The following is a 26,740-nucleotide window of genomic DNA, read 5'->3' as shown; positions in this document are numbered from 1 at the left end:
GCGGAAAGCCGTCAACTCCAATCTCCGAGAACCGCCTGAACCATGGCGAGCGCCGCGACGGCGGCGGTGTCGGCGCGCAATATGCGTGGGCCGAGCGCGAGGCGCGTGGCGAGCGGGGCGACGAGAATCATCTCCCGTTCCTCGGGATCGAAGCCCCCCTCCGGGCCGACCAGAACGTCGACGCCCCTATGCGCCGGCGCCGCGCGCAGAGCGGCGATCGGATCGGCGAGCTCGGCGTCCTCGTCGCAGAAGACCAGCAGCCGTTCCGCCTCCCGCGCGGCGAGATAGGCATCGAGAGAGCGCTCCTCGACCACCTCCGGCAGGCTCAGCACGCCGCATTGCTCGGCCGCCTCCGCCACATTGGCGGAAAGGCGCTCCAGATTGACGCGGCGCGCCTGGGTGCGGCGGGTGATGATCGGCGCGAGCCGCGAAACGCCCATTTCGGTGGCCTTTTGGGCCATATAGTCGAGACGCGCATGTTTGAGCGGCGCGAAGCAATAATGAAGATCGGCGCTCGCCGTCTGCGCGCGCAGTCGTTCCTCGACGACGAGAATCGCTTTGCGCTTCGCCACTTCCGCGAGGCGCGCGCGCCATTCGCCGTCGCGGCCGTTGAATAGCAGAATTGCGTCGCCCTCGCGCAGACGCAGCACATTCAACAGATAATTGAGCCGGTCGGCGTCCGGAATGATACGCGCGCCGGCCTCGAGGCGCGCCGCGACGAACAGCCGCTGCGCGGAGAATTCATAACGTGACACGAGCTTTCCCGGAGCGTGAGAGGCAGGCCGCCATCAAGCCGCCGCTTTATCCGCGAAACTGCCGGATGCTTGCAAGGGGCGCAAGTCTCTTGCTAAGACCGCTTAAACCATAAAAGGGGAACGCCGCCATGAGGGCAAGGAGCGGTATCGCGCGGAACGCGCGGGCGATTGCAGGCATGATCGCAGGCGCGCCGATATTGGGAATTCTTCTTGCGACAGCGGGAGCGTCGACCGCTCTGGCCCAGTCCTGCCAGGAGGATTTTCAGAAGCTCTCGCAGCGGCGCATGTCCCAGATCCAGACGCTCAACAATATCGGCAAGGCGTCCAAGGGCAAGATGGACCCGATCGCGGCCTGCCCGGTGGCGCGCAAGCTCGTCTCCATAGAGACCGAGATGGCCGCCTATATCGATAAGAACAAGGAATGGTGCAACATTCCCGACGCTATGGTCGACGGTTTCAAGCAGGCGCGCGGCAAGACGCAGACTTTCGCCGCCCAGGCCTGCGCGGTCGCCGCCAAGGCGAAGAAAATGCAGGAAGAACAGGCCGCAGGCATCGGCCCGCAGGCGCAGAAGCTGCCCGCCGGCCCGCTGTGAGCGCTGCGGAACGGCCTCAGGACGAGCCACGGCTGCCCGACGCCGTCGCCGACCATCCGCTCTGGCGCCTCGCGCCGGACCCGCTCCGTCCCTATGTGCAGCTCGCCCGCCTCGATCGGCCGATCGGCTGGTGGCTGCTGCTGCTGCCCTGCTGGCAGGGGAGCGCGCTCGCCGCCGCGGCGCTCGGGACGCCGCCGAATGTCTGGCATTTGCTGCTCTTCTTCATCGGCGCGGTCTCCATGCGCGGCGCCGGCTCCACCTATAACGACATCGTCGACCGCAAGATCGACGCGAAGGTGGAGCGCACGCGGCTGCGTCCGCTCGCCAGCGGCCGCGTCTCCTTGCGCGCGGCGATCGCCTTTCTCGTGGCGCAATGCCTCGTCGGCCTCGGCGTTCTTCTGTCCTTCAACGGCTTCACCATCGCGCTCGGCTTCGCCTCGCCGCTGATCGTGCTGATCTATCCTTTCGCCAAGCGCGTCACCTCCTGGCCGCAGGCGGTGCTGGGGCTGGCGTTCGCCTATGGCGCGCTGCTCGGCTGGACGGCGCTCGCCGGCGGGCTCGGCCTACCGGCCGTCCTCCTCTACGCCTCGGCGATTTTGTGGACGATCGGCTTCGACACGATCTATGCGCTGCAGGACAAGCGCGACGACACGATAGCGGGCGTTCGCTCGACGGCGCTGCTGTTCGGCGCGCATGTGCGTCTCGCCGTGGGCGCGCTCTATCTCGGCTCTGTCGTCTTCGCGGAATTGGCGCTGCTCACGGCCGATGTCGGCGGCTTCGCGCAGCTCGGTCTCGCCGCCTATGCGGCGCATCTTTGCTGGCAGGTCTATCGGACCAACGACGCCGCCACGCCGCAAGTGGCGCTCATGCTGTTCCGCTCCAATCGCGACGCCGGCCTGCTGCTCTTCGCCGGGCTCGCGGCGCAGAGCGCCATACTCGCTTATTCATAGCAGAAGATCTCGCGCTCGCCCTGATAGACCGTCGCCATGCGCTCGCCCTCGCCTTCCTTGCGGCGCGCGCAGAAGCGCGGGCGGCGCTGGACGACGGACGTCTTCTTGCGGCGCGCGATGGCCTCGCGCAGAGCGACGCCGCCGAGGCGCGGATCGATTGTCTCGAGCGCGCCGCCACGCGCGGCGAGACGCGGCAGATCGAGATAGGAGGCCCAATATTTCCAATCGGCCGAGATTGCGCCGCCGTCAGCCGTCTCGGTGAGGACGACGTCGAGATCGGGGTCCTGATGGGCGAGCGACAGCCGATAGGAGGCGCCGCCGTCCCGGCTCGGCTCGACGTCGAGAGCGACGCCGCGATAGGCCTGCACCGGCACGCTGATCATCATGGACACTCCGGCGAGACGCCGGGAAATCAGAATGTCGCGCCGGCCGACGCGCACCTGGCGCTGGCCGCCATCGGCGCGCCGATCGCGTTGGACGGCGAATTGAAGCTGCGTCTCCGCAATGCCGGTCTCGAACATGCGCCCGTTCCTTCGATCGTGATCTTGGCGTTTGGTCCCGCCTTTTCTGAGGGGCATGTTGGGCGACGGCTCGGCCAAAGCTCGCTAACAAGGCTGGTGAATCGCCCGTAAACCATTGCCTTTTCGACTGAATCTGGAGCATTGGGTTAGCATTGGGCAAACGAGATCGGCGAAATTCGCGGCAATTCGCCGAAAAGACCGCCTTGCGGGAGGGGCGCGGCTCGCTTAACGAAAGTCTCAATGGCCGACAATTCAAACGACTTGGCGCCGACCGAGCTGGCGGCTCGGCTGCCCCTGCTGGAAGCCGTCGCGCGGCGGGCGGGCGAAATCGCCATGGGCTTTTTCCGCCCCGGCGCGAGGACCAGCGCGGCCGTCTCCTATAAGGACGGCGGCTCGCCCGTGACCGAGGCGGATCTCGCCGTCGACCGCTTTCTACAGGAGGCGGCGTCGGCGCTGTTCCCGGACGCCGGCTGGCTCTCCGAGGAGACCGCGGACAATAAAGAACGCCTGCTGCGCCCACGGCTGCTCGTCGTCGACCCCATAGACGGAACGCAGGCCTTTCTGCGCGGCGACCTGCGCTGGGCGGTGTCGATCGCGCTGATCGAGGAGGGACGTCCGACGCTCGGCGTCATTCACGCCCCGGCTCTGGAATGGACCTTCGCCGCCGCCGCCGGCCATGGCGCGGCGCTCAATGGCGCGTCGATCCGCGTCTCCGAACGCGCCATTCTGGCGGGCGCGCGGCTGGAGGCGCCGCGCGGCCTTTCCGCCCGCTTCGCCGACTCCGAATATAAATTGGCGGTGCAGGATCGCACGCCCTCGCTGGCCCTGCGCGTCGCCGACGTCGCCGCCGGCCGCAATGATCTCACCATCGCCTCCGCGGATTCGAAAGACTGGGACATTGCCGCGGCCGATGTGATACTCACCGAGGCGGGCGGCGTCTTGTCCGAGCTCGAGGGGCTTCCTTTGCGCTATAATCGCCCGCAACTGCGGCGCGACATGCTGGTGGCGGCCCCGCAATCCATCTTTCCCGAGAGTCTCGCGCTGGCGCGGGCGGTTTCGAAGGGCGTGATATGAGCGAAACGACGACACAGAACGGCGGCGCGCCGCAGGCGCTTCATCTCGTTTTCGGAGGCGAGCTGATCGACCTCCAGGGCGTCGCCTTCCGCGACCCGACCAAGCTCGACATCGTCGGCATTTATTCGGACAACGCCTCGGCGCTCGCCGCCTGGAAGGCGAAAGCGCATGCCACGGTCGACAACGCTCATATGCGCTATTTTGTCGTGCAATTGCACAGCCTCCTCGATCCCGACCTGAAATGAGCCGATATCGGCGGGACCGCGCGCGGCGAGCCGACGATTCCGCATGATCTTTCGAGGCCGGCGCGCCGTGACCAGCGGCCGCCATTCTACTGGCGAGCTGCAACCGGGGCGTCGATGCCGGTCCTGACGATCTATCGATTGCTGACCATCGGATTGACGCCTCTCGCCGGCGCGGCGCTGGGCTGGCGCGCCAAGCAAGGCAAGGAAGACCCCGAGCGGATCGGCGAGCGCATGGGCGCGCCCGGTCTGGCGCGTCCCGCCGGACGGCTGGTCTGGCTGCATGGCGCGAGCCTCGGCGAGAGCCTCGCCCTGCTGCCGCTGGTCGAACGCTTCATTCAGCGCGGCGTCGAGGTTCTCGTCACCACGGGCACGGTCTCCTCCGCCAAAGTGCTGCGGGCGCGGCTGCCGGCCGGCGCTGTGCATCAATTTCTGCCGCTCGACGCGCCGCAATTCGTCGAGCGCTTTCTCGAGCATTGGCGGCCCGACATCGTGCTCTTCGCCGAGTCGGAGCTGTGGCCCAATATGATCCGCGCGATCCATGCGCGGCGGCTGCCGCTCGTTCTCGTCAATGCCACCATCTCGCGCCGCTCCGCCGCGCGCTGGCGGCGGCTGCCCGGCGGCGCGCGAAGCTTGTTCGGCGAGATCGATCTCTGCCTCGCGCAGAACGCCGAGAGCGCCGCGCGCTATCTGGGCCTCGGCGCGCCGCGCGTGCGCGTTTGCGGCAATCTGAAATTCGACGTGCCGCCCCCGCCCGTCGGCGCCGGAAGGCTCGCCGAATTCAATGGCGCCATCGGCCCGCGTCCGGTCTGGGCGGCGATCTCCACCCATGCCGGCGAGGAGGAGATCGCGATCGACGCGCATCTCTCGCTTTCCGGCGAGGCTCCCTCGCTGCTGACCATCATTGTGCCGCGCAAGCCCGAGCGCGGCGCGGAGATCGCCGCGCTCGCCAGCGCCAAAGGCCTCGCGGTCGGCCTGCGCTCGCGCGACGGCGAGCCGCGGCGCGGCGTGCAGATCTATGTCGCCGATACGGTGGGAGAGCTCGGCCTGTTTCTCCGCGCCGTCAGCGTGGTGTTCACGGGAAAATCGCTGACCGCCGAGGGCGGCCATAATCCGATCGAGCCGGCCAAGCTCGGCTGCGCGATCCTGCATGGGCCGCATGTCGAGAATTTCGCCGACATATACGGCGAACTGGCCGCCGCCCGCGCCGCCGCCCGCGTGAGCGACGCCGAATCGCTGGCGCGCGCGCTGCAATTCCTGCTCTCCGACCCCTCGCGAATGCGCAAGATGGGCCGCGCCGGCGCCGAAGTGGTGAGGAAGCTCGGCGGCGCCTCGCAGAGCATAATGGCGGCGATCGAGCCCTATCTCGCCCAATCGGCGCTGGAGCAGAAATGAGCTCGCGCCGCGCCTGCGAAAATGCGCGCGCCTGACTTCTGGCGACGCGCGCCGGCCTCGCCGCTGGCGCGCGCATTGGCGCCGCTCGGCGCGCTCTATGGCTCCGTCACTTCGGCGCGCATGGCGCGGCCGGGCGCGCGCGCCGATCTGCCGGCGATCGTGATCGGCGGGCCGACGCTCGGCGGCGACGGCAAGACGCCGGCGGCGCTCGCTGTCGCGACCTCGCTCATGGAAATGGGCGAGCGGCCGTTCTTTCTCACCCGCGGATATGGCCGCCGCGACATGCGGGGCGCGCCTTTCCTCGTCGATGCGAAAATCCATACCGCGCGCGAGACGGGCGACGAAGCGCTGCTGCTGGCGCGCTGCGCGCCGACCATCGTCGGCGTCGATCGCGCTGCGGGGGCGCGTCTCGCCCGCGATCTCGGGGCGACGGCGCTGGCGCTCGACGACGGATTGCAGAGCCGGCGACTCGAGCCCGATCTCGCGCTGATGGTCGTCGATGGATCCTATGGCGCCGGCAATGGGCTGTGCCTCCCGGCCGGCCCGTTGCGCGCGCCCTTGCGGCGCCAGCTCGCCGCGGTCGACGCGCTCATGCTCATCGGCGAGGGCGCCGCAGGAGAAGCTGTCGCCGAACATGCGAGAGCGGCAGGAAAGCCGGTTCTGCGCGCCCGCATCGCGCCCCTCGCCGATCGCCTCCCCGAACGCGCGCTCGCCTTTGCGGGCATCGCGCGGCCGCAGAAATTTTTCGCGACGCTGGAGGGTTTGGGCGTCGAGATCGTCGGCCGAAAGAGTTTCGCCGATCATTATCGCTATGCGGCGGGCGAGATCGCGGCCCTCGAGCGCGAAGCAGCGCGTCTCGGCGCGACGCTGATCACGACGGAAAAAGACGCGGCGCGTCTTTCTCCCGACGCCGCCGCGCGCGTGCAGGCTCTGCCGATCCGCTTACGCTCGGAAAAAGAGGAAATGCTCCGCCGGCTTCTGCGCCGCGCGCTGGCGCGGAATTGAGACGCCTCACGGCTTCTTCGGGAAGCTCACGCCGATGCGGGCGAGCTTGGCGTCGGTGCTGGAATAGGCCTCTTGCAGGTCGACGTTCCAATAGCGGAGCTCTTCCAGCGGAATGGGCTCGCCGGTCACAGCGCAGCGCACAAAGGCGCCCGGGCGGCGAACGCGGAAGTCGCCGTCGCGATATTCGACCTCGGCCTCGACCGCGGCCTGCGGCTGTCGTTCGAACCGGTTCATGCGGATCCTGCGTCTCGCCCGCTCGGTAAAGCGGCGCACCGACGAAATAAACGAGGTCATGCCGGATTTTCAATAGGAGAGACGCGATTGGCAAGCCGAATCGCACGCGAGCGGCCGAGCCTTCGCCGTCCCGCCCGCTGCGGCCGCGCCGGAACGGCTGCCCCGAAACGCGAATGGCCGCCCCGAAGGGGACGGCCATCGCGGAAGGAAACGGTTTCAGGCGGCGCTCACCAGAAGACCTGGGCGCGGGCGAGGAACATGCTCGGGCGGTCGCCGTTGAGATAGGCGCGATCGGACGGGGCCGAGAGCGTCAGGACTTTCGTCCAATTGGCCTGGAGACGCACGCCCCTGACCGGATACCAATTCAGCGCCAGCGTCAGATTGCCCTCGCGCCCGCCCAGCGTGGCCGTGTTGGCGAGCGCCTTCTGCGCGGCGTTTCCGACGAGGGCGGCCGCATAGACATAGCTGCTATCGACGAGGCCGCCATTATTGAGGTTGAGCTCGCTATAGCGCGCGGCGAACTCCCAGGCCCCGAGGCCGCCCTTATTGAAGGGATTCTTGATCGCCACATCGGCGAATGTGCCGGGCGAGCCCCAGTTCTGGTCATAGCCGCGATAGGAGGCGGCGCGCGATTCGCCGGTCAGGAACACCGAGCCATAGACGTAATAGCCGCTATAGGAGAGGCTCGACCCGCCGGCGTTGCCGAGCAGTAGCGCGTTGAGCGGATCGCGCTCATATTGGGAGGCGAGATATTCGGCCTGGACCGCGAAGGGCCCATAGGCCGCCGACGCCTCGAAGGCGTAGCTATACGAATATTTCAGACAGCCGTTCTTGAGCGTGAAGGGCGAATAGAGAAGCGAGAGGCCCGTCGAGGCCGTCGCTAGGCTTCCGGAGGCCGCGCAAGTGAGATCCTGCGCCGTCGGCACGCGAATCAGAGCGCCGCTGCCGCCGAGAACGTCGAACTCGTCGCGCGTTCCCTGGCCGGGCCGATAGGTGTTGGCGTTGGTCGCCGCCGTCGCGTCATTGGGCTTGTGATAGCGGAAGGACGAGCCGAAATGCAGGAGCTTGTCCTCCTCGACGATCGGCGCATAGGTGGCGCGCACCGCCGCGTCCCAATATTGGGCGCCGCCGGTGGGCGGAGCCGTCGCCGTGTCCTGCGGGCTGGTCGAGAAGAAGCCGCCCTTGACGCTCCAATGCTTGTCGCCCGCTCCGACCGCGACGCCGATATGGCGGCTCGGCGCGAGGGCCTCGGTCATGGCGCGCTCGATGAAGGTGATGTGCTTGGTCGAGCTGACCGTCTCGAGGCTGAAGGGCTCGAAGAAATTGCCGACCTGGAAAGTGACCGGCTGCTTGGTGATCTCTTCCGGCAGCAGCTTGTCGCGATAGGCGAGGAAGGCGTCGCGAATGCCGGCGGCGCCGGAGCCGGTGAAGTCGTACTGGAACTTGTAGAACCAGTTTTTATAGGCTTTGCCCTCGACCTCGAGCTGAGCACGGCGGAAGCCGGCGTTGCTGCGCGAGATGGTGTCCGCCGAGCTGGCGAAGCCGCCGTCGGTCTGGACGCGGCCGCCGATCTTGAAGTTGAACGCCTTGTCCTCGGTCTCGACGAAGAGGCCGTTCTTGAAGCTGACGAACACCGGCGGCGGGGCGACGAGCCCTGGCTGCGTCTTGGCGGAATTGATGGCGTTCTTGACCTGGGCGTTGGTCTTGGCCTGCTCGGTCATTCTCGCTTCGAGGCGCTTGATCTGATCCTTCAGCGCCTTGATCTCGCTCGCCGTATCGGCCAGCGCCGGGGCCGGAACGCCCAGCATCCCGCAGAAGGCGGCGAGCGCGACGCCGCCCGAAAGCCTCCGCGCCATTTTCGACCCGATATTCTGTTCTCTCATCAAAGCCCCCTGCGCTGGGCGTCCGGCGTCTCGCGTGATCGGTTCGGACAATTCTTCGCCGGACGAGGCTTCATTCGGAGGAATGACTATTCGTGTCGACGACAAGTTATCCTGGACGGGAACCAAACACTGCGCGGCGCGCGTCATTTACGCCATTTGCCTATTGCTCGACTTATGATGCCAAACTTCTCATCAGCCTTGCTCATCGAGTGAGCTTCTACCGATGAAATGTTCTTTTGAAACATCACATGTAATTGTCTTACATTTCGATCGGCCGTCCGCGCAAGGCCGAAATCGGATTCACTTAAGGTTTTTCACCTAGGTGTTGCCGATCGGACACAATTCGGCCTCTTTCCGATATGGGTCGCCACAATATCGCGCTCGGCCGCGACCACTCGAGCAGAGGAAAAATGCTGCAATTCGAAGGGCTAGGTGCCCCCCTACGTGGCATTTGAGCCACACCTCGAGGGGAAAGCGCCGTCACAAAGCCCCGCCCCTACGAATTGTGATGATTGTGTCACACAACGCCTCTAGCGCTGCCCAAGCGGTAAGCAATTCAAGAGGCTGACATGACACATGTACCGAAGGTCCAGACGATCGCGAAAGGCGCGACGCCTTCGAAGCTGCTGGGAGGCGTGGCCGTTGTCGCGCTCCTCGGCGCTTTCGGCGCGCCCACGGCGGCTGTCGCCGATACGGCGAGCGAGATCAAGGCGCTCAAGGCGGAGCTGAAGCGGCTCGAGCACCGGCTCGAGGAGCAGGCCAAGACAACCCATCAGGTCAAGAATGCGCTGAACTCCGCGAAGAGCGCGCCCGACCACAAGGGTCCGCCGCCGGTGTTCGTCAGCTTCAAGAACGGCCTCTTCGTCGAGACCGAGGACAAGGACTTCAACTTCAAGGTCGGCGGCCGCATTCAGATCGACGGCGGCTTCACCAGCTATCCCTCGAGCGGCTCGCGCAGCAACGTCGACTTCCGCCGCGCCCGCCTCGAGGTCGAGGGCAAGGCCTATAAGAACTGGTACTACAAGTTCCAATACGACTTCACGGGCTCGGGCAGCCAGGGCATTCGCGACGCCTTCCTCGCCTATCGCGCCAAGCTGCTGCCGTCGGAGATCACCTCGCAGCCGGTCACCTTCCAGGTCGGCAGCCAGTATGAGCCGTTCAGCATGGAGACGGTGACGTCGTCCAAGCACATCACCTTCATCGAGCGCGCGCTGCCCGGCGCCCTGGCGCCCGACCGCCACATCGGCGCGCGAGTCGGCCTCGGCGACAAGCATTGGGCCGTGCAGGCCGGCGTGTTCTCGACCAGCTTCGGTCAAGACAAGGCCCAGAATCCGGCTGCGACGGGTCATCAATATTGGGACCTGACGACCCGCGCGATCTATGCGCCGATCGTCGAGGAGGACAAGCTGCTCCATTTCGGCGGCTCGTTCATGTATCATAAGCCGAACGACTCGACCGCCGCGCAGGATCCGAACAATCTGCTGCCGGGCAGCGGCAGCCGCGACGAAACCGACATTCTGAAGAACACCTATATCGTCGTGCCGTCGGCCCAGGCGTTGAACTGCAGCCCGGCCTACAAGGCGGCGACCGGCGTGGCCCTGTTGTGGACGCCCGGCTATCTGCAGAACGGCTGCCTGAAATCCAGCTACAACTACAATTTCGAAATGGCCGCCACCTACGGCCCCTTCTCGGTGCAGGGCGAATACACCGGCGCGCATTACGAGCGTGATGCGGGCACGGCCCTGGCGCTCGGCAACAACGGCGGCTCGAGCCTCGAATATAGCGGCTATTACGTGCAGGGTTCGGTGTTCCTGACCGGCGAATCCCGCGCAGCCTCCTATAAGGGCTATGACAAGGATTGGAATTCGCCGGGCACCTTCAGCGACATCGCGATCAAGAATCCGCTCGGCAAGGGCGGCTGGGGCGCCTGGGAAATCGCCGCGCGCTATAGCGAGCTCAATCTCAACAACGGCGGTCTCGTCGACAGCAATTACGCCTATCTGGCGGCGGTCGCCGGCAATGCGGCGCAGAAGGCGCTCGCCAACACCGCGACGCTGGGCGGCCGCGAGGAGAATCTGACCCTCGCGCTGAACTGGTATCCGGTGCGGGGCGTCCGCCTCCAGGCCAACTGGACGCGCGCAATGACGCTCGTCGCTCCGTCCGACAAGCCCTATCTCAACGGCCAGCACCCGAGCACCTTCCTGTTCCGCACGCAGGTTTTCTGGTGAGAGATAAAGGCCGGGCCTCTCGGCCCGGCGAGACGTTCGATCGAGAAGAGGCCGCCCTTCGGGGCGGCCTTTTTCATTATGGAGCCAAATTTCATGGCGTGACATTTCCGCAACAGCTGCCGCTGAAAACATCCCGCGCCGACCAGCAGCCTAGTCAACCTCTATAGTCTATGACTAAGATATACTACTTAGGCGTCAATACGGGGACACTGATGAACGGGCATAAGGGATCGCGCGGACGGATAATGTGGCGGCTCTCGGGCGGCGTCGCTCTCGCCGCCTTCGCAGCGACTTTCGGGCTTCCGGCTTCCGCTCTCGCGGATACGGCGAGCGAGATCAAGGCGCTGAAGGCGCAATTGAAGCGACTCGAGACGCGACTCACGGAACAGGCCAAGTCCACCGTTCAGGTCAAGAATGCGCTCAACTCCGCCAAAGGCGCGCCGGGCGCCAATGTTCCGCCGCCCGTCTTCGTCTCCTTCCGCAACGGACTTTATGTCGAGACAGAGGACCAGGACTTCAGCTTCAAGCTCGGCGGCCACATCCAGACGGACGGCGGCTTCGCCTCCTCCGCGGACACCATTTCGCGCAGCAATGTCGGCTTCCGCCGCGCGCGCATAGAGGTCGACGGAAAGGCCTTCAAGAATTGGTATTACAAGATCCAATATGATTTCACCGGCTCCGGCGTCGCCGGCATCCGTGACTTCTATGTCGCCTATCGCGACAAATTCCTGCCGCCGGAGCTGACGTCTCTGCCGATCACCGTGCAGATCGGCAATTTCCGAGAGCCCTTCAGCCTGGAATCGACCGAATCCTCCAAGTATTTCACCTTCATCGAGCGCTCGCTGCCCTCCGTGCTCTCGCCGAGCCGCCATATCGGCGCGGCGGTCGCGATCGGCGACAAGAACTGGGCGGTCAAGACGGGCATCTTCTCGACGAGCCCGCAGGACACGCAGACCAGCCCGCCCACCGGCGAGTCCCAATATTGGGACGCCGCGGTGCGCGCGATCTACGCGCCCATCACGGAGGAGGACAAGCTGCTCCATGTCGGCGCCTCGTTCAAATATCACAAGCCGAACAACACCACCGCAGCGACCGACGCGGCCAATCTGCGCCCCGGCCAGTCCTCCGAGCGCGAGGAGACGGACGTGCTCGGCGGCGGCGGCGCCCTGACGCGCGTCTCGGCGGCTCAGGACCTCTCTTGCGCGGCCTCAGCGGCGACGCTCAACATTGCGACGACCGGCGTCGGCCAGCTCATCGCCCCCTTCGCCCGGCGCTCGAGCTGCCTGAAATATTCCTACAACTACGGATTCGAAGCCGTCGGCGCCTATGGGCCCTTTTCGCTCCAGGGCGAATATATCGCCGCCCAATATGAGCGCGACTCCACCAACGCCTTCCTCTACGGCAATGGCGGCGGAAGCAGCCTGCGCTACAGCGGCTATTACGTGCTCGGCTCGGTGTTCCTGACCGGCGAGTCGCGCGCGGCCTCCTACAAGGGCTATGACAAGGACTTCAACACGCCCGGCAGCTTCGGCGACGTGCAGATCAAGAACCCGCTGAACAAGGGCGGCTTCGGCGCCTTCGAATTCGCCGCGCGCTACAGCGAGATCAATCTCAACAATGGCGGCCTGGTCGACGGCAATTTCGTCTATGCGGCGACCGTCGCCGGCAACGCCGTCCAGAAGGCGATCGCCAGCACGGCGACGCTCGGCGGACGCCAGGACAATTTCAGCCTCGCGCTGAACTGGTATCCGGTCCGCGGCGTGCGCTTCCAGGCCAATTGGACGAAGACCCTCACGCTCGTCGCGCCCTCCGACCGCCCCTATCTCAACGGCGATCGCCCGAGCCTCTTCCTGGCGCGCGCGCAAATCTTCTGGTGAGGCCAAGACAAAATTCGATACATAGCGTTTCGAGCCATCGCGGCCGCCCTTCGGGGCGGCCGTCGCGTTTTTGGGCGAGAGGCTCGCGCCGCTCGTTGCGCGCGCTCGTTCCCGTCACGAAAAAAGTATAATAGAAACTTAGTAATTTTTCATCGCCGATTCGGCAAAGCGTCTGTTATCGAGATATTACGTAAGTCTTCATACGTAGTTCTATCGAACATTGCTTCGACGGATCGCAGAAATGCCCAAATCGAATCTTTTTATTTTGGCTTATGTCGTCGCCATAGCCTGCCCGATCGCGGCGGACGCCGAAGAGCTCCCCAAGCGCCGCGCCGCCCCGGCCGAATATGTGCGCGTCTGCGATCAATATGGCGCGGCGTTCTTCTATATTCCCGGCACCAACACTTGCCTGCGCCTCGGCGGCGCCGCCGTGGGCGAATGGCGGAGCTGGAGCACCTCCTACCGAATGTCGCGCAGCATCATCGCCACCGACAATCCCGTCGCCTTCGGAACCGGCGCCGGCGGCAATCCGCTCGGCCTACCGGGCCATGTGCCGAATCTCGGCTATTCCAACGCCCGCAGCGGCGACAACACTGGCTTCGTCGGCATCGGCCGGGCGGAACTCGACGCCCGCGCGCCCACCGACTACGGCACGATGCGCGCCTTCGTGCGGCTCGAATCCTATTTTGGTTCGGACAGCAGCGCGGCGACGGGCTCGCTGAGCGGCGGACAATATTTCGGCGGCGCCAATTTCGCGAACGGCACGACGTTCCGCACCACGGCGCGCGAGACGACGATCCTCAACAAGGCATTTTTGCAATTCGGCGGCCTCACCGTCGGCCGCGTGCAGTCTTTCTTCGATTTCTACACCGACAACATCAATTGGGAGGCGCTTCGCGGCTCCAATGCGACGGTCGGCGCGCTCGCCTATACCTACAGCTTCCGCGACGGTGTCTCCCTGAGCTTCTCCCTCGAGGACAACGTCTCGCGGCGCGGCTTCATCGGCTCGACCATCGGATCCTATAATCTGATCGCGGCGGTCTATGGCCTCACCGGGGCCGCCGCGGATTTCGCGGCCGCGGCCTGGGGCACGCGCTTTTCCGGCGTCCCGGACGGCGTGAAAATCCCCGATATCGTCGGCGCCTTCCGCATCGACCAGCCCTGGGGCGGGGCGCAGATTTCCGCGGCCGCGCATCAGCTGCGCAGCTCGATCTACACCCGCAACGCCACTGTGGCGACGCCGGTCACCGGCGTGCCGCTCGGCACGGCGATTCCGGCTGTCTCGCAGGAGGATTACGGCTATGCCGCGCAGCTGGGCTTGCAGTTCAATCTCGACAAATTCGCCCCGGAGTTTTTCCCCGAGGGCGACAAATTATGGATCCAGGGAACCTACGCTCGCGGCGCCGTCGGCTATCTGATGGGAAATAATCTGAGCTTCAACGGCGGCCCGGTGAACGGCAACGCCTTCTATGGCTATGGCAATGGCGGGGTCAAAGCCAGCAATGGCTGGGAATTCACCAGCTTCGACTGCGTCTGGACCGCGGGCGCCCATTGCGACAAATCGACCGGCTGGGCGGCGCTCGCGGCCTTCAAGCATTACTGGACGCCGACGCTCTCCTCCGGCCTCTACGGCTCGGTTCTGGAGCTCTATTACAGCCCGAGCGCCATCGCCGATTTCGGCGGCGGCGTCGGCGCGGTGAATACGACGGAATATCGCATCGGCTCCAATCTCGTCTGGACGCCGCTCAAGAATTTCGATCTCGGCGGCGAGCTCATGTATCTGCGCGACAATCACCACAGCCGGCCGGTGGGGCTCGCGCCGGACATAGCGCTGTGGTCGGTCGGCCTGCCCTCATGGAAAGGCGCCAACGCCACGGTCGAGGGGCGGCTGCGCCTGCAGCGCTCCTTCTGACGGCGCGATGGACCCGAGGCCGGCGGGCGGCCTCAATCCCCGCGCTGCGGCGCGAACGATCCGTCCGCCTCCATCATCTCGAGCAGCATCCCCTCGCGCAGGCCGCGATCGGCGATGCGTGTGCGAGAGGCCGGAAAGAGGCGTCGAATCGCCTCGAAGATCGCGCAGCCGGCGAGCACGAGATCGGCGCGTTGCGGGCCGATGCAGCCATTGGCGGCGCGCTGGTCGAAATCCATGGCGCGCAACTGGTCGATGGCGCGCGTCGCATCCTCGTCGGACAGCCAGAGTCCGTCGACGCGCCAGCGATCATAGCGCTCGAGGCCGAGATGCACGCCGGCGAGCGTCGTCACCGTGCCGGAAGTGCCGAGCAGATGGAAACGCTCGCAGCGCCGCTCCGCGGCCGTGCGCTCGGCGAAAGCGGCGAGCGCCTCGAGCGCGCGCGCGATCATCGACTCGTAAACGGCCGGGCTCACGCTTTTGCCGCCGAATCGCTCGGCGAGCGAGACGACGCCGATCTCGAGCGAGGTCCAATGACGCAAAAGACAGCCGCGCGCCGAGCGCGTCAGCCAGACGAGCTCGGTGGAGCCGCCGCCTATATCGAAGAGCAATATGCTCTCCGCGCGCGGATCGGCGAGCGAGCCGCAGCCGCGCGCGGCGAGCCGCGCCTCGGTCTCGCGGTCGATGACCTCAAGCGAGAGGCCGGTGCGCGCGCGCACGCGCTCGACGAATTCGGCGCCGTTCTCGGCGGCGCGGCAGGCCTGGGTGGCGATGAGCCGGGCGCGCGAGACGCCGCGCAGGCTCATTTTCTCGCGGCAGATTTCGAGCGCCTCGAGCGTGCGCTCGATCGCCTGCTCGCCGATGCGCCGGGAGACGCCCATGCCCTCGCCGAGGCGCACGATGCGCGAGAAAGCATCGATGATGCGCAGCATGTCGGATTTGCGCCGCGAGCGCTGCTCGGGCCGCGCGATCAGCAGCCGGCAATTATTGGTGCCGAGATCGAGCGCCGCATAGACATGATCGTCGCGCCGCTCGCCCGCGGCGCGCGCGCTGCGGGCGTCGGGCGAGCCGGGGGCGTACGGGCGGGCGTGAGCGCTCGATCCGTCGTCGGACGCGCCTGTTCCCGCGCCCATGCGCGGCGTTTCGCCGCCGTCCGGGCCCCCGCCCCAATGTTCCGGCTTTTTCAACCCGCCTCCCGACCGGCCCTCTTCCGTTCGCATCGCCGATCTTTGTCTCGACGAGACTCATGGCCGATCGCGGGAAGTGTAGCAAGGCCGGCGCGAATGCCCAAGGAGCGCGTTCGGGCAAGCATTTCGAGAGCCCCCGGCGCCGATCGTGAGCTCGAGCGCGCCGCCAACCGCGTCCAACCGTGGCGATCATGTTGACAGGAGGGCGTCCTCTCATTAGATCACCGCGACGCGCCGCTTCGCCGCGCGACCGTTGGGGGATAGTTCAACGGTAGAACAGCGGACTCTGACTCCGTTAATCTTGGTTCGAATCCAGGTCCCCCAGCCATTTGAAATCCTAGCATTTTTCCTGTTTTTCGCGAAACGGCGAGGGGCCGGGCGGCGGCGGCGGAAAAAGCTCGTCGATTGATTCCGGTCTTGCCTGCGCCTATCCTATGAGCATGACTTCGCCCGCCATTACCTTCGATCGTCTCGCCTATATCGATCGGCTCAGAGAAGCCGGCTTCGACGACAAGCAGGCGCGCGCCCAGGCGGACGCGCTGGACGCGGCGTTGCGCGACTCTGTGGCGACGAAGGCCGACTTGCGCGAGGCCGAGCTGCGGCTCGAGACGAAAATCGAGACGACGGCGGCGAATCTCCGCGCGGATATCGCCCGATGGCTTTTCGCAGCCGTCGTCGCGATCGGCGGCCTCGTTCTCGCGGCCATCAAATTCGTGAAGTGACGCCGCAGGGCCGCGCGGACGCTCATGACGCGCCCACTTGTAGAGTGCCGTCACGTCGCCGACACGGGCGGCGCCTCGGCTCTTGACGGCCGCCCGCCGATCATGGACCTTTTCCGGCATGGCGAAGCTTTGGGCCAATTTGCGGTGGACGGCGCGCGCGCTCATGCTGAGCGGGATCGTCGCGCTTTGTCTCGCGCAGGCGTTCGCCGTCGCCGCCTCCGGCTCGGCGCGCCTCGACGGCGCGTCCGCGGCCGATCGGCTCTGCCGTTCCGTCACCCATGATGCGACCCATGACGCCGATGCGGACGGCCGTCCGGCGGGCGGAAGCCATCATTGCGACATGTGCCCCGCCGCCTGCGAAGGAGCCGCGGCGGGCGCCGCCGTCGCGCCCCTGCGGCTCGGCATGGTCTTGCCCTATGCGCCGCCCTCCGTCGCGGCGCCGCGGCTCATCGAGGCTCCGGCTCCTGTCCGATCCGCATGGAACGGCTCCTGGTCGTCGCGCGCGCCGCCGCTCGGCGCCTGATCGCGCCGATTTCACGCGATGGCGCCGCGCTCCTTCCGCCGCATTCCCTCCGCACGCATCCGGACGCCGCGTATGTCGGACAGCAAATTCACCTCGTTCCGCGAGCTTTTCCTCCGCAACAAACGCGGTCTGCTCACTTTTTTGACGCGCCGGGTCGGACGCGAGGAGGCCTCGGATCTGCTTCAGGAGACCTTCGTGCGCGCGCTGCGCCACGACCGCTTCGAGAATGTCGCCGATTCGACGGCGTTTCTGAAACAGATCGCCGTCAATCTCACCAGGGATTTCGCCCGCCGGCGCAAGACCGAGACGCGCTATCTCGATTTCGGCGATCCGCCCGTCGAAACGCCCTCGGAAGCGGCGACGCCGGAAGAATCGCTCGATCGCCGCCGCAAGACGCGCATCGTGCTGGAGACGATCGACGCGCTGCCGCCCCGCTGCCGCGAGGTCTGCCTGCTGGTGATGCACGAAGGCGTCTCCGTGAACGAGGCGGCGCGGCGGCTCGGCATTTCCGAGACGATGGCGCGGCGGCATTTGCGGCTCGCTCTGCTGCGCTGCCGGGCGGCGCTCGATTGATTTTTTTTCGCGCCCCCGTTTCGTTTTCCGTTCCGGCGCGTCCTATGAGACAGCAGCCGGCGGAGGAGCCGCGCCGATCGATGGCCGAGACCTATGACCGACTATAGCGATGGGTTCGATCACGACAGCCCGCGCGTCGCCGCCGTCAATTGGTGGATACGGATGCGAGCCGATACGCTTTCGGCCGCCGAGAAGGCCGAATTCGACGCATGGCGGGCCGCCGATCCGGCCAATGCCGCAGCCTTCGACGATATGGCCGAGATGTGCGGCTTCGTGGAGAGCCTCGCGCCGAACCGGCGGGCCGAGCCCCGCCCCGCCTCCCGCCGCCCCGCGCTGGCCGGCGCGGCGACCATCGCCGCCGCGCTCTGCCTCGCCCTGGCGGTCGGCTTCGACGATCTCACGACCTGGCTGCGCGCCGACATCTACGCCGGCGTGGGTGAGCGCAAGAGCGTGACGCTGGAGGATGGCTCGCGCGTCGAGCTCGACGCGCGCTCGGCCATCGCCTTGCATTTCGAGCCCGGCCGCCGGCGGCTGACGCTGCTCGAGGGCGAGGCCTGGTTCCAGGTCGCGCCCGACGCAGCGCGTCCTTTCGTCGTGGAGGCGGCCGGCGGGTCGGTGACGGCGCTCGGCACGGCTTTCGACATCGCCATGGACAAAGGCGAGGCGCGCGTCACCGTCACCGAGCACAGCGTGGCGGTGGCGAGCGGCGGCGGCTCCGTAGTGGTCGAGGAAGGCGCGCAGAGCGCCTTTTCCGCCGAGCGCGCCGCGCGAGCGCCCGAGACCGTCGACGTCAAGCGCGCCACCGCCTGGCGTCGCGGCAGGCTGATCTTCGAGAACAGGCCGCTCGGCGAAGTGCTGGCGGCGCTCGGCCGCCACCGGCGCGGCTATGTCTATTGTCTCGGCGAAGCGAGCTGCGCCCGGCGCGTGACCGGCGTCTTCGACGCCGAGAATCCGGCCCAAGCGCTGCGCGAGATCGAGGCTTTTCTCGGCCTGCGCGCATTCCATGTCACCGACTATCTGATCCTCCTGCACGGCTGAGGCGTTTCGCAGCGCGCGAAAAAAATTTTGCGCCGCGACGTTTCGTTTTTCGCATCCACCGCGTCCAGCAAGACAGGGGCTTCTCGAGCGCCCCGAGGCGGACGATCGACGAGGAGATGCGGAGAGATGGCGAGGAAGTCGGCGCGCGGCGAGCGGCGAGGAAAAGCGAATATGGGTTCGACGGTCGCGGCGGCGGCGTTCGGCGCCTTGATGACGGGAGCGGGAGTCTCGGATTCTCCCGCGCAGGCCGCTATTGCTCCGCAGGAGCGCTCGGGAGTCATTCAGGCCTATCGCATTCCCGCGGGCTCGGTGGCTTCGGCGCTGAACGTCATCGCCGATGAGAACGATCTCCATGTGCTCTATGACGCGCGCCTCACCCATGGGCGCATGACGCCCGGCCTTTCCGGCAAATATTCGGTGCGCGAGGCGCTCGGCGCGCTGCTGGCGGGCACCGGCCTCACTTATGAATTCTCGCGCGACGGGCAGGCGGTGTCGATCGTCCTCGCGCAGAACGACGCCGGGACGCAGACCGACGCCAGCGGCGCGACGCCGCTGCCGACGATCGACATTGGCGCGCAGACGAATGGACGCGGCGACGACGCGCGCGCCCGTCCGGCGCCGGGACCGGGCGATCGCTACACGGGCTATAACGCCATGAGCGCGCCGGCGACATTGAAGGTCGACACGCCGCTCTTGAAGACGCCCATCGCCGTCGAGGTGGTGACGCGCCAGACGATGGACGATCAGCAGGCGATCAGCGTCAATGACGCGCTGGTCTCCAATGTCAGCGGCGTGACGCAGGGCATCAGCGCCATCGAGCTGTTCAAGGTGCGCGGCTTCTACAACACCGTCGGCAACGTCTACAAGAACGGGCTGATGGAATACCGACTGCGCAATCTCGACACGACGAATCTTCAATCGATCGAAGTGCTGAAAGGTCCGGCAGCCATGCTGTTCGGCAGAGGCGAGCCCGGCGGCATCATCAATCTGGTCGTCAAGCGGCCGCTCGAGACGCCCTATTTTTCATTGCATCAACAGGTAAAATCCTTCGGCGAGACGCGAACGACGGTCGACGCCACCGGACCGCTGAACGATGAAAAGAGCGTTCTCTACCGATTCAACGGCGAATTCTACAGCACCGATTCCTACCGCAATTTCGTGACCGACCGGAATCTCTTCATCGCGCCGACGATCACGATTCGTCCGACCGAACAATTCAAGGTGAATATCGATTTCGAATATCAGAACAAGACCTATGTCGACGACTATCCGATCTTCCCTGCGATCGGCGGCGCTCCGGCCAATATTCCGGTGAGCCGATATTTGGGCGAGCCGTCCATTATGAAATCGACGCCCAACCATTTCGAGCGCAAGCGCATCGCCTATGACGCGACTTACGAATTCCTTCCCGGCTGGAGCCTGACGAACCGGCTCAGCTATTACCACATCGACACGAACAACGAGAATCTGCAAATAATGGGCGTCAATCAGGCGACGGGCGTGATGAGCCGCACGGTGAACTTCCTGCCGGGCTATGGCGAGGACAGCTTCGGCGCCAATGTCGATCTGAAGGGCCGTTTCACGACCGGGCCGATCGAGCATTCCGTGCTGCTCGGATATGATTATTTCGGAACCTACCTGCCGGTGAATATCTCCTATTTCTTCAGTCCGATCAGAGCGATCAATATTTATGCGCCCACTTATTGGCTGCCCGAGAACCCGTATCGGGGGATGGCCAGCTACGGCGCGGCGGGGCAGAAATGGACCGGCGTCTACGGCCAGGACATGCTCTCCTTCTTCGACGATTCGGTGCATGTGCTGCTCGGCGGACGCTACGATTGGACGGAAACGGGCTCGAACAAGATCGGCACGTCCGACTATGCCGCGCGCGCCTCTTATGTGAATGTCTACTCCAACGCCTTCAGCCCGCGTGTCGGCGTCGTCTATCAGCCGCTTCCATGGATTTCGCTGTTCGGCGATTTCACGCAGTCCTTCGGCGCGAACAATGGCACGACGCAAAATCTCGCGCCTCTGGCTCCGCAGAAAGGCGAGCAATATGAAGCAGGCGTCAAGGCGGAGCTCCTGGACAAGCGCCTCTCGCTGACGATGGCCTATTTCGATATCGTCAAGTCCAACGTCCCCTATACCGATCCGACGAACACGCGAAACACGCTGCTGATCGGCAAGGCCCGCAGCCAGGGCTTCGAATTCGATCTGACCGGCCGCATCGACGACAATTGGAGCGTGATCGCCAATTATACGCATGACGATGTGCGCACCGTGGAGGGATCGCCCTCCTATAATCCGCTCACGCTCATCACGACCCAGCTCGCCGTCTCCGGAAAGACGCTGGCGGGGAGCCCGCGCAATTACGGCAACCTCTGGGTGAAATATGAGGCGGATGGCGCTTTCCGCGGTCTTGGCCTCGGAGCCGGCGTGTCGGTCTCCGAAAGCTATCTCGGAGACAATGCGAATTCCTTCGTCGTGCCGGGCTATGCGATCGTCAACGGCATGATTTCCTACACGACGCAGATCGCCGGCCTCACCGTCACGGGGCAGCTGAATGTGAAGAATATCGGCGATGCGAGATATTTCCCGGCGTCTTACGACCGCTACACCATCCAGACCGGCGCGCCGCGCACATTCCTCGGCTCGCTGCGGGTGGAGTTCTGACGCTCACTCGAACGTCACGCTGAGCCCGTGACGTTCGAGCTCTTCCTCTATCGCCTCCAGAATTGTCTGCAGCTCGACAATGTCGATGGAAATCTCCTCGTCGGGCGCGTCCCAATTCTCTATGTCGTCGAGGCGAATGAAGAAATCCGTGTCCTCGTCCGCATCGGGCGGCGGGGCCGTATTGACGATGGTCAGCACATGGCCGCCGGAGAGGACGCGGATCGCGCCTTCCGTCATCTCGATCACGATCGATTTGCGCCGCCCCATGCCGATGCTCCCGCTGTCGCGCTCACTCTACAATCAATCCGGCCCGAATCGCCACTTTTCGCATCAAGGTCGGAAGCCCCTCCTCGGAAAGCCTCGCGAGCGGCGTCCAACGGCCGTTCTCGATATAAGGCGGCGGCGCCGGAAGCGTCGCGGCGAATATTGTGAGACGCAGCGAAAAATGCGTGAACACATGCTCGACGGCGCCGGGCAGCTCTTTCCAGCGCGCCGCCATGGGCGCATGGGCGCGGGCGCGGGAAGGGTCGAAATCGACGCGAAAGGGCGTCGAGGGAAATTCGCTCATGCCGCCGAGCAGGCCGCGCGGCGGCCGCGTGCGCAGCAACGCCGCGCCGCCGCTGGTCACGACGAAAGCCGCGCCGCGGCGCAAAGGCTTGTCGAGCTTTTGCGCCTTGACGGGGAAGCGCTCCGTCTCGCCGCGCAGCGCCGCCGCGCAGGCGGACGCTAAGGGGCAGAGATCACAGCGCGGCGCGCGCGGCGTGCAGACCGTCGCGCCGAGATCCATCAGCGCTTGCGTGAAATCGCCGGAGCGCGCGGCGGGGAGCAGCGTCTGCGCCTGCTCGCGCAAGTCGCGCTTCGCCTCGCGGATCGGCCTGTCGATGGCGAAGAGCCGGGCGACGACTCGCTCGACATTGCCGTCGACGGCGACGCATGGCGCATCGAAAGCGATGGCCGCCACCGCCGCCGCCGTATAGGGGCCGACACCGGGCAGCGAGAGAAGATCGCCCTCCTCCCGCGGGAAAATTCCGCCGCGCTCGAAGGCCACCTGTTGCGCGCAGGCGTGGAGATTGCGGGCGCGGGCGTAATAGCCGAGACCGGCCCAGGCTTTCATCACCTCCTCCAGCGGGGCGGCGGCCAGCGCCGCGACGCTCGGCCAACGCGCGAGAAAGGCGTGGAAATAGGGTTTGACCGCCTCCACCGTCGTCTGCTGCAGCATGATTTCCGACAGCCATACGGAGTAAGGATCGGCCCGCTCGCCGGGCGCCGCGCGCCAGGGCAGATCACGCCGGCTCCGGTCGTACCAGGAGAGCAGCGCACGCGGATCGGGCCGCGGCGGCTTTTCTGCGGACGACCTTCCGGCCGACGACTTGGCGGGGACTCTCGGCATGGGCTAATCTGTCCTTACCGAGATCGGAGCCGATCGCGCAAGGAGCAGGCCATGACCGGGGCGGCGACGGGACGCTCGAAATTCAGGCAATCGCGCCTCATCGGCGAATTCATCGACAAGACGCTGGATCCTCTGGCGGTGCGGCACGGCTTCAGCGAAAGCTCGCTGCTGCTGCGCTGGGAGGCGATCGTCGGCGCGCGCGTCGCCGCCATTTGCGAGCCGGTGAAGCTGCAATGGCCGCCGCGCGCCAAAAACCGCGCGGCCGACGAGAACCAAACTGGCGCCAAAAACCGCGCGGCCGACGAGAACCAAACTGGCGCCAAAAACCGCGTGACCGACGAGAACCGAGCCGGCGCCAAAAACCGCGCGGCCGAGAAGGAGGACGAGCCGGCGACTCTGGCGCTGCGCGTCGAGCCGGGTTTCGGGCTCGACATTCAGCATATGAGCGCCGCCATCATCGAGCGCGTCAACACGCATCTCGGCTGGCGCTGCGTCGCCAAGGTCACGATGAAGCAGGAGCCGCTCGCGCCCCGACGCGTCCGGCCCGCGAAGCCGCCGGTCGATCTCGCGGCGCGCCGGCAGGCGGAGGCCGCGACCGAAGGCGTCGCCGACGAGAGGCTGCGGGCCGCGCTCGTCACGCTCGGCGAGCGGGCGCTCGCCAAGCCCGCCCGCTGATCATTGGATGATCCAATAAGCGTCGGGATCGCCGCGCATATGCACTTTCGCCAGCCGGCTGAAGGGCGGGACCACCTCGACGATGATGTCGCCGCCGAGCACGCGGCAGTCCTTGCTCTTTATGCCGCGGCGGATCATTTCCCGCGCCGCCTCGAGATCATATTGCTCCGCGAGCTCGATGACGCGCTGCATGTCGGCGCGCTCCTTGCAGCCGGCATAGCCCGGAAAGCCTTCGTAAATGACGGCGACCTCGACGGCCGCCGCATGGCCGAGTAGAAAAGGCGCGAGCGCCGCGCCGAGAAAAAACGCCGAGAGCTTCATCCTCGTCTCCCAATGAAATGATCGGCTCGCCCGTGAGGGACGCGGGACGCTTTTGAAATTGCGACAAAAATCGATCGGCGACGCAGGGGCGAATCACTGCGCGCAATGGTCGCTCATTCGGCGCTGAAATTCCTCTGTGGATTTATCGAAATCGATCGACCGCATAGGGCGCCGGATCGGTGAAAGGCGTCTCTCCGGTCATCATCTCGGCGAGCAGCCGGCCGCTCACCGGGCCGAGCGTGAAGCCGTGATGCTGATGGCCGAAGTCGAACCAGAGCCCCTGATGGCGCGGCGCCTTGCCGATGATCGGCAGCATGTCCGGGAAGCAGGGCCGGCAGCCCATCCAGGGCTTGGGGTCCAGCCGCTCGCCGAGCGGAAACAGCGTGCGGGCGAGGATTTCGTCCTTTCCCACCTGCACGGGCGTGGGCGCGGCGTCGCGGCTCGCGAATTCCGCGCCGGTGGTGAGGCGCACGCCGCGCGTCATCGGGGCCAGCACATAGCCATTGTCGGCGTCGAGCACCGGATGGAAGAGGCGCGCGCCCTCCTCGGTTCCGTAATGCATGTGATAGCCGCGCTTGACCGCGAAGGGCAGATCATAGCCCAGCGGACGGAAAATCTGGTCCGACCAGGGGCCGAGCGCGACGACGATGTCGCGCACGATCAGCGCGCCGTCATGGGTGGGCGCGCTCCAATGTCCGTCGCGCGTCTGCGCCAGCGCGCGCACGTCGCCGGCGAGAAAGCGCCCGCCGCGACGCTGGAACAGCTCCGCATAGGCCTGCGCAACGGCGCATGGATCGGCGACCGAGGCGGTGTCGCGAAAATGCACGGCGCCCACCACCGGCGCTATGTCGGGCTCGAGCGCCGAAAGGCCGGCGGCGTCCAGCTCCTCGACGCGGAGCGAAAAGTCGCGCAGCCGCGCGGCGTCGACGATCCCTTTGGCGAGGCTCCTCTCGCTGCGATAGAGCTTGATCCAGCCGGTGCGACGCACGATGTCGCCAGCGCCCGAGAGCTGGATCAGCGCGTCATGCTCCTCGAGGCAGCGCTCGACCAGCGGCAGCGCGTCCAGAGCGTGACGCTTGGCGCGCTCCGGCGAACTCTCGCGGAAATAGCGCCACAGCCAAGGCGCGACGCTCGGCAGGGCCGAGAAATGATAATGCGCCTGCGGCGAGAGATTGAGCGCATAGCGCAGGAGATCGCCGAAGTCCCGCGGGAAGAGATAAGGGAAGATGGAGGCGCGCTCGATGAGCCCGGCATTGCCGAAACTGGTCTCCAATCCGGCCGCGCCATGCCGGTCGACGAGAACGACATCTCGCCCCCGCGCCTGCAGATGCAGGGCGGCCGAGACTCCGACCATTCCCGCGCCCAGCACGGCGACATCGGCGGTCTGCTGCATGAGGTCCTCCGGGCGAACACATTCTAAAAGCGGAATATGGCGGCGCGGGCGGGTGAACGCTAGCGCAAGCGTTGCCTCATCCGCAGCAATATTTCGGCCAAGGCCGCGTCTTTTCCCCTTTGTGGTTTATTCACCACAAAGACACAAAGGACAGGAAGCGGAGCCGGCCCCGCCCCCTTCACTCTGCTCACGGAAGGGCCTAAACGATCCTCTTCCCGCCCGACCGGCCGCGCGAAGACTTTTCCCAAAAGGACGCCCAAGCCCATGATCCCTCGCTATTCCCGCCCCGAGATGACCAAGATTTGGGAGCCGCAGACGCGCTTTCGCATCTGGTTCGAGATCGAGGCCTATGCCTGCGATGCGCTCGCCGAGATCGGCGTCATCCCCAAGGAGAGCGCCAAGGCGATCTGGGACAAGGCCGATTTCGTCACTTTCGACGTCGCCCGCATCGACGAGATCGAGCGCGTGACCAAGCATGACGTCATCGCCTTTTTGACCCATCTCGGCGAGTTCATCGGCCCGGATTCACGCTTCGTGCATCAGGGCATGACCAGCTCCGACGTGCTCGACACCTGCCTCGCCGTGCAATTGGCGCGCGCCGCCGATCTTCTCATCGCCGATGTCGATGGTCTGCTCGCCGCGATAAAGCGCCGCGCGCTGGAACATAAATATACGCCGACCATCGGCCGCTCGCATGGCATTCACGCCGAGCCGACGACCTTCGGCCTCAAGCTCGCGCAAGCCTATGCCGAATTCACGCGCTCGCGCGAGCGGCTCGTCGCCGCGCGCAAGGAGATCGCGACCTGCGCCATCTCCGGCGCCGTCGGCACTTTCGCCAATGTCGATCCGCGCGTCGAGGAGCATGTCGCCAAGCAGCTCGGTCTCGCGGTGGAGCCCGTCTCCACGCAGGTCATTCCGCGCGACCGTCACGCCGCCTTCTTCGCGACGCTCGGCGTCGTGGCGTCATCGGTGGAGCGGCTGGCGATAGAGATCCGCCATCTGCAACGCACAGAGGTGCTGGAAGCGGAGGAATATTTCTCGGCCGGGCAGAAGGGCTCTTCCGCCATGCCGCACAAGCGCAATCCCGTGCTCACCGAAAATCTCACCGGCCTCGCGCGGCTGGTGCGCGGCATGGTGACGCCGGCACTGGAGAATGTCGCGCTATGGCATGAGCGCGACATTTCGCATTCTTCCGTCGAGCGCAATATCGGCCCCGACGCGACAGTGACGCTCGACTTCGCGCTCTCGCGCCTGACCAGCGTCATCGATCAGCTCATGATCTATCCCGAGAATATGCAGAAGAATCTCGACCGTCTCGGCGGGCTCGTGCATTCGCAGCGCGTGCTGCTGGCGCTGACGCAAAAGGGCGTCTCGCGCGAGGACGCTTATTCGCTGGTGCAGCGCAACGCCATGCCTGTGTGGCGCGGCGAAGGCGAGTTCCGCAAGCTGCTCGGCGCCGACGCCGAGGTGAGCGCGAAGCTCTCGCCCGCGGAGCTCGATGAATTGTTCGATCTCGCCTATCACTTCAAGCATGTCGACACGATCTTTGATCGCGTCTTCGGCAAGGCGTGAATCAGAC

At 65.8% G+C, this 26,740-nt stretch carries 25 protein-coding genes and 1 tRNA gene; 17 read left to right on the top strand and 9 right to left on the bottom strand.

Annotated elements, in window-relative coordinates:
• Positions 1 to 11: 11 nt before the first annotated feature.
• Entirely contained in the window at positions 12 to 755 is a 744-nt protein-coding gene (locus tag FMZ75_RS00925) for a 16S rRNA (uracil(1498)-N(3))-methyltransferase (protein ID WP_108917132.1), read from the bottom strand.
• A gap of 176 nt (positions 756 to 931) precedes the next feature.
• On the opposite strand from FMZ75_RS00925, the gene FMZ75_RS00920 reads away from it, so the two are divergent.
• Positions 932 to 1,348, top strand: a complete 417-nt coding sequence (locus tag FMZ75_RS00920) for a hypothetical protein (protein ID WP_108917133.1) — start codon at positions 932 to 934, stop codon at positions 1,346 to 1,348.
• On the top strand, positions 1,345 to 2,298 hold the full coding sequence (ubiA, locus tag FMZ75_RS00915) for a 4-hydroxybenzoate octaprenyltransferase (protein WP_166140965.1): 954 nt from the start codon (positions 1,345 to 1,347) through the stop codon (positions 2,296 to 2,298). Before FMZ75_RS00920 ends, ubiA begins: the two co-directional genes overlap by 4 nt.
• On the opposite strand, the gene FMZ75_RS00910 is transcribed toward ubiA, so the two are convergent.
• Complete coding sequence (locus tag FMZ75_RS00910) at positions 2,289 to 2,819, bottom strand: DUF6101 family protein (RefSeq protein WP_166140964.1); 531 nt, start codon at positions 2,817 to 2,819, stop codon at positions 2,289 to 2,291. The two genes, ubiA and FMZ75_RS00910, sit on opposite strands and share 10 nt — an antisense overlap.
• 240 nt (positions 2,820 to 3,059) lie before the next feature.
• Between FMZ75_RS00910 and FMZ75_RS00905 the strand changes: the two genes are divergently transcribed.
• The 4 genes from FMZ75_RS00905 to lpxK all read left to right on the top strand — a co-directional run bounded on the left by FMZ75_RS00905 (position 3,060) and on the right by lpxK (position 6,535).
• Positions 3,060 to 3,893 (top strand): 3'(2'),5'-bisphosphate nucleotidase CysQ, encoded by an 834-nt coding sequence (locus tag FMZ75_RS00905; RefSeq protein WP_166140963.1) that lies wholly within the window; start codon positions 3,060 to 3,062, stop codon positions 3,891 to 3,893.
• The gene (locus FMZ75_RS00900) at positions 3,890 to 4,138 is read left to right on the top strand and encodes a DUF4170 domain-containing protein (RefSeq protein WP_166140962.1); all 249 of its coding nucleotides are present in this window, start codon (positions 3,890 to 3,892) and stop codon (positions 4,136 to 4,138) included. The genes FMZ75_RS00905 and FMZ75_RS00900 overlap by 4 nt, the downstream gene beginning before the upstream one ends.
• Before the next feature lie 114 nt (positions 4,139 to 4,252).
• Complete coding sequence (locus FMZ75_RS00895; protein ID WP_166140961.1) at positions 4,253 to 5,530, top strand: 3-deoxy-D-manno-octulosonic acid transferase; 1,278 nt, start codon at positions 4,253 to 4,255, stop codon at positions 5,528 to 5,530.
• A 21-nt stretch (positions 5,531 to 5,551) separates the two neighbouring features.
• Positions 5,552 to 6,535 carry a tetraacyldisaccharide 4'-kinase gene (lpxK, locus tag FMZ75_RS00890; protein WP_166140960.1) on the top strand — a complete coding sequence of 328 codons (984 nt, stop codon included), beginning with the start codon at positions 5,552 to 5,554 and terminating at the stop codon, positions 6,533 to 6,535.
• A 6-nt stretch (positions 6,536 to 6,541) separates the two neighbouring features.
• Here lpxK and FMZ75_RS00885 read toward each other — a convergent pair whose 3' ends face one another.
• Both FMZ75_RS00885 and FMZ75_RS00880 read right to left on the bottom strand, forming a co-directional pair.
• Positions 6,542 to 6,769: a DUF2093 domain-containing protein gene (locus FMZ75_RS00885; RefSeq protein ID WP_108917140.1), complete on the bottom strand. Its 228-nt coding sequence runs from the start codon at positions 6,767 to 6,769 to the stop codon at positions 6,542 to 6,544.
• Between the two features lie 227 nt (positions 6,770 to 6,996).
• Complete coding sequence (locus tag FMZ75_RS00880) at positions 6,997 to 8,652, bottom strand: OprO/OprP family phosphate-selective porin (RefSeq protein ID WP_246728701.1); 1,656 nt, start codon at positions 8,650 to 8,652, stop codon at positions 6,997 to 6,999.
• A gap of 569 nt (positions 8,653 to 9,221) precedes the next feature.
• On the opposite strand from FMZ75_RS00880, the gene FMZ75_RS00875 reads away from it, so the two are divergent.
• The 3 genes from FMZ75_RS00875 (at position 9,222) to FMZ75_RS00865 (ending at position 14,669) form a co-directional block, all read left to right on the top strand.
• The gene (locus FMZ75_RS00875; RefSeq protein WP_166140959.1) at positions 9,222 to 10,880 is read left to right on the top strand and encodes an OprO/OprP family phosphate-selective porin; all 1,659 of its coding nucleotides are present in this window, start codon (positions 9,222 to 9,224) and stop codon (positions 10,878 to 10,880) included.
• 212 nt (positions 10,881 to 11,092) lie between these two features.
• Positions 11,093 to 12,757: an OprO/OprP family phosphate-selective porin gene (locus FMZ75_RS00870; protein WP_166140958.1), complete on the top strand. Its 1,665-nt coding sequence runs from the start codon at positions 11,093 to 11,095 to the stop codon at positions 12,755 to 12,757.
• 241 nt (positions 12,758 to 12,998) lie between these two features.
• Entirely contained in the window at positions 12,999 to 14,669 is a 1,671-nt protein-coding gene (locus FMZ75_RS00865; RefSeq protein WP_166140957.1) for a porin, read from the top strand.
• Between the two features lie 32 nt (positions 14,670 to 14,701).
• On the opposite strand, the gene FMZ75_RS00860 is transcribed toward FMZ75_RS00865, so the two are convergent.
• Positions 14,702 to 15,799: a Ppx/GppA phosphatase family protein gene (locus FMZ75_RS00860; protein WP_166141023.1), complete on the bottom strand. Its 1,098-nt coding sequence runs from the start codon at positions 15,797 to 15,799 to the stop codon at positions 14,702 to 14,704.
• A gap of 308 nt (positions 15,800 to 16,107) precedes the next feature.
• Here FMZ75_RS00860 and FMZ75_RS00855 point away from each other — a divergent pair.
• The 6 genes from FMZ75_RS00855 to FMZ75_RS00830 all read left to right on the top strand — a co-directional run bounded on the left by FMZ75_RS00855 (position 16,108) and on the right by FMZ75_RS00830 (position 21,382).
• Positions 16,108 to 16,181: transfer RNA gene (locus FMZ75_RS00855), tRNA-Gln, on the top strand.
• A 106-nt stretch (positions 16,182 to 16,287) separates the two neighbouring features.
• Positions 16,288 to 16,575, top strand: coding sequence for a hypothetical protein (locus FMZ75_RS00850; protein WP_142863252.1), 288 nt, complete (start codon positions 16,288 to 16,290; stop codon positions 16,573 to 16,575).
• Positions 16,576 to 16,693: 118 nt separating this feature from the next.
• Entirely contained in the window at positions 16,694 to 17,098 is a 405-nt protein-coding gene (locus FMZ75_RS00845; RefSeq protein ID WP_166140956.1) for a hypothetical protein, read from the top strand.
• 72 nt (positions 17,099 to 17,170) lie between these two features.
• Positions 17,171 to 17,671 (top strand): RNA polymerase sigma factor, encoded by a 501-nt coding sequence (locus tag FMZ75_RS00840; RefSeq protein ID WP_166140955.1) that lies wholly within the window; start codon positions 17,171 to 17,173, stop codon positions 17,669 to 17,671.
• A gap of 93 nt (positions 17,672 to 17,764) precedes the next feature.
• On the top strand, positions 17,765 to 18,709 hold the full coding sequence (locus FMZ75_RS00835; protein WP_166140954.1) for a FecR domain-containing protein: 945 nt from the start codon (positions 17,765 to 17,767) through the stop codon (positions 18,707 to 18,709).
• A gap of 171 nt (positions 18,710 to 18,880) precedes the next feature.
• Complete coding sequence (locus FMZ75_RS00830; RefSeq protein ID WP_166140953.1) at positions 18,881 to 21,382, top strand: TonB-dependent receptor; 2,502 nt, start codon at positions 18,881 to 18,883, stop codon at positions 21,380 to 21,382.
• 3 nt (positions 21,383 to 21,385) lie between these two features.
• Here the strand turns inward: FMZ75_RS00830 and FMZ75_RS00825 are convergent, their stop codons facing one another.
• Positions 21,386 to 21,649: an Imm74 family immunity protein gene (locus FMZ75_RS00825; RefSeq protein ID WP_142863257.1), complete on the bottom strand. Its 264-nt coding sequence runs from the start codon at positions 21,647 to 21,649 to the stop codon at positions 21,386 to 21,388.
• Positions 21,650 to 21,671: 22 nt separating this feature from the next.
• The gene (gene mutY / locus FMZ75_RS00820; protein WP_166140952.1) at positions 21,672 to 22,772 is read right to left on the bottom strand and encodes an A/G-specific adenine glycosylase; all 1,101 of its coding nucleotides are present in this window, start codon (positions 22,770 to 22,772) and stop codon (positions 21,672 to 21,674) included.
• A gap of 51 nt (positions 22,773 to 22,823) precedes the next feature.
• Between mutY and FMZ75_RS00815 the strand changes: the two genes are divergently transcribed.
• Positions 22,824 to 23,447 (top strand): DUF721 domain-containing protein, encoded by a 624-nt coding sequence (locus FMZ75_RS00815; protein WP_166140951.1) that lies wholly within the window; start codon positions 22,824 to 22,826, stop codon positions 23,445 to 23,447.
• On the opposite strand, the gene FMZ75_RS00810 is transcribed toward FMZ75_RS00815, so the two are convergent.
• The gene (locus FMZ75_RS00810) at positions 23,448 to 23,768 is read right to left on the bottom strand and encodes a hypothetical protein (protein ID WP_142863260.1); all 321 of its coding nucleotides are present in this window, start codon (positions 23,766 to 23,768) and stop codon (positions 23,448 to 23,450) included.
• A gap of 142 nt (positions 23,769 to 23,910) precedes the next feature.
• The gene (locus FMZ75_RS00805) at positions 23,911 to 25,161 is read right to left on the bottom strand and encodes an FAD-binding oxidoreductase (RefSeq protein WP_166140950.1); all 1,251 of its coding nucleotides are present in this window, start codon (positions 25,159 to 25,161) and stop codon (positions 23,911 to 23,913) included.
• Positions 25,162 to 25,425: 264 nt separating this feature from the next.
• On the opposite strand from FMZ75_RS00805, the gene purB reads away from it, so the two are divergent.
• Positions 25,426 to 26,733, top strand: a complete 1,308-nt coding sequence (gene purB, locus FMZ75_RS00800; protein WP_166140949.1) for an adenylosuccinate lyase — start codon at positions 25,426 to 25,428, stop codon at positions 26,731 to 26,733.
• Positions 26,734 to 26,740: the final 7 nt, after the last annotated feature.

Source organism: Methylosinus sp. RM1, assembly GCF_011378635.1.
Lineage (GTDB): Bacteria > Pseudomonadota > Alphaproteobacteria > Rhizobiales > Beijerinckiaceae > Methylosinus > Methylosinus sporium.
Note: the sequence above shows the minus strand (reverse complement) of the source record. Positions and strands in the feature narration are given on the sequence as shown.

Coding starts and splice junctions, on each gene's coding strand:
- mutY (WP_166140952.1), bottom strand. CDS start 22,772: ATGCCGAGAGTCCCCGCCAAGTCGTCGGCCGGAAGGTCGTCCGCAGAA.
- FMZ75_RS00850 (WP_142863252.1), top strand. CDS start 16,288: ATGAGCATGACTTCGCCCGCCATTACCTTCGATCGTCTCGCCTATATC.
- FMZ75_RS00900 (WP_166140962.1), top strand. CDS start 3,890: ATGAGCGAAACGACGACACAGAACGGCGGCGCGCCGCAGGCGCTTCAT.
- FMZ75_RS00895 (WP_166140961.1), top strand. CDS start 4,253: ATGCCGGTCCTGACGATCTATCGATTGCTGACCATCGGATTGACGCCT.
- FMZ75_RS00825 (WP_142863257.1), bottom strand. CDS start 21,649: ATGGGGCGGCGCAAATCGATCGTGATCGAGATGACGGAAGGCGCGATC.
- FMZ75_RS00830 (WP_166140953.1), top strand. CDS start 18,881: ATGGGTTCGACGGTCGCGGCGGCGGCGTTCGGCGCCTTGATGACGGGA.
- FMZ75_RS00845 (WP_166140956.1), top strand. CDS start 16,694: ATGGCGAAGCTTTGGGCCAATTTGCGGTGGACGGCGCGCGCGCTCATG.
- FMZ75_RS00870 (WP_166140958.1), top strand. CDS start 11,093: ATGAACGGGCATAAGGGATCGCGCGGACGGATAATGTGGCGGCTCTCG.
- FMZ75_RS00860 (WP_166141023.1), bottom strand. CDS start 15,799: ATGGGCGCGGGAACAGGCGCGTCCGACGACGGATCGAGCGCTCACGCC.
- FMZ75_RS00910 (WP_166140964.1), bottom strand. CDS start 2,819: ATGTTCGAGACCGGCATTGCGGAGACGCAGCTTCAATTCGCCGTCCAA.
- FMZ75_RS00805 (WP_166140950.1), bottom strand. CDS start 25,161: ATGCAGCAGACCGCCGATGTCGCCGTGCTGGGCGCGGGAATGGTCGGA.
- FMZ75_RS00880 (WP_246728701.1), bottom strand. CDS start 8,652: ATGAGAGAACAGAATATCGGGTCGAAAATGGCGCGGAGGCTTTCGGGC.
- FMZ75_RS00885 (WP_108917140.1), bottom strand. CDS start 6,769: ATGAACCGGTTCGAACGACAGCCGCAGGCCGCGGTCGAGGCCGAGGTC.
- FMZ75_RS00875 (WP_166140959.1), top strand. CDS start 9,222: ATGACACATGTACCGAAGGTCCAGACGATCGCGAAAGGCGCGACGCCT.
- FMZ75_RS00905 (WP_166140963.1), top strand. CDS start 3,060: ATGGCCGACAATTCAAACGACTTGGCGCCGACCGAGCTGGCGGCTCGG.
- FMZ75_RS00810 (WP_142863260.1), bottom strand. CDS start 23,768: ATGAAGCTCTCGGCGTTTTTTCTCGGCGCGGCGCTCGCGCCTTTTCTA.
- FMZ75_RS00920 (WP_108917133.1), top strand. CDS start 932: ATGATCGCAGGCGCGCCGATATTGGGAATTCTTCTTGCGACAGCGGGA.
- FMZ75_RS00865 (WP_166140957.1), top strand. CDS start 12,999: ATGCCCAAATCGAATCTTTTTATTTTGGCTTATGTCGTCGCCATAGCC.
- lpxK (WP_166140960.1), top strand. CDS start 5,552: ATGCGCGCGCCTGACTTCTGGCGACGCGCGCCGGCCTCGCCGCTGGCG.
- FMZ75_RS00835 (WP_166140954.1), top strand. CDS start 17,765: ATGACCGACTATAGCGATGGGTTCGATCACGACAGCCCGCGCGTCGCC.
- purB (WP_166140949.1), top strand. CDS start 25,426: ATGATCCCTCGCTATTCCCGCCCCGAGATGACCAAGATTTGGGAGCCG.
- FMZ75_RS00815 (WP_166140951.1), top strand. CDS start 22,824: ATGACCGGGGCGGCGACGGGACGCTCGAAATTCAGGCAATCGCGCCTC.
- FMZ75_RS00840 (WP_166140955.1), top strand. CDS start 17,171: ATGTCGGACAGCAAATTCACCTCGTTCCGCGAGCTTTTCCTCCGCAAC.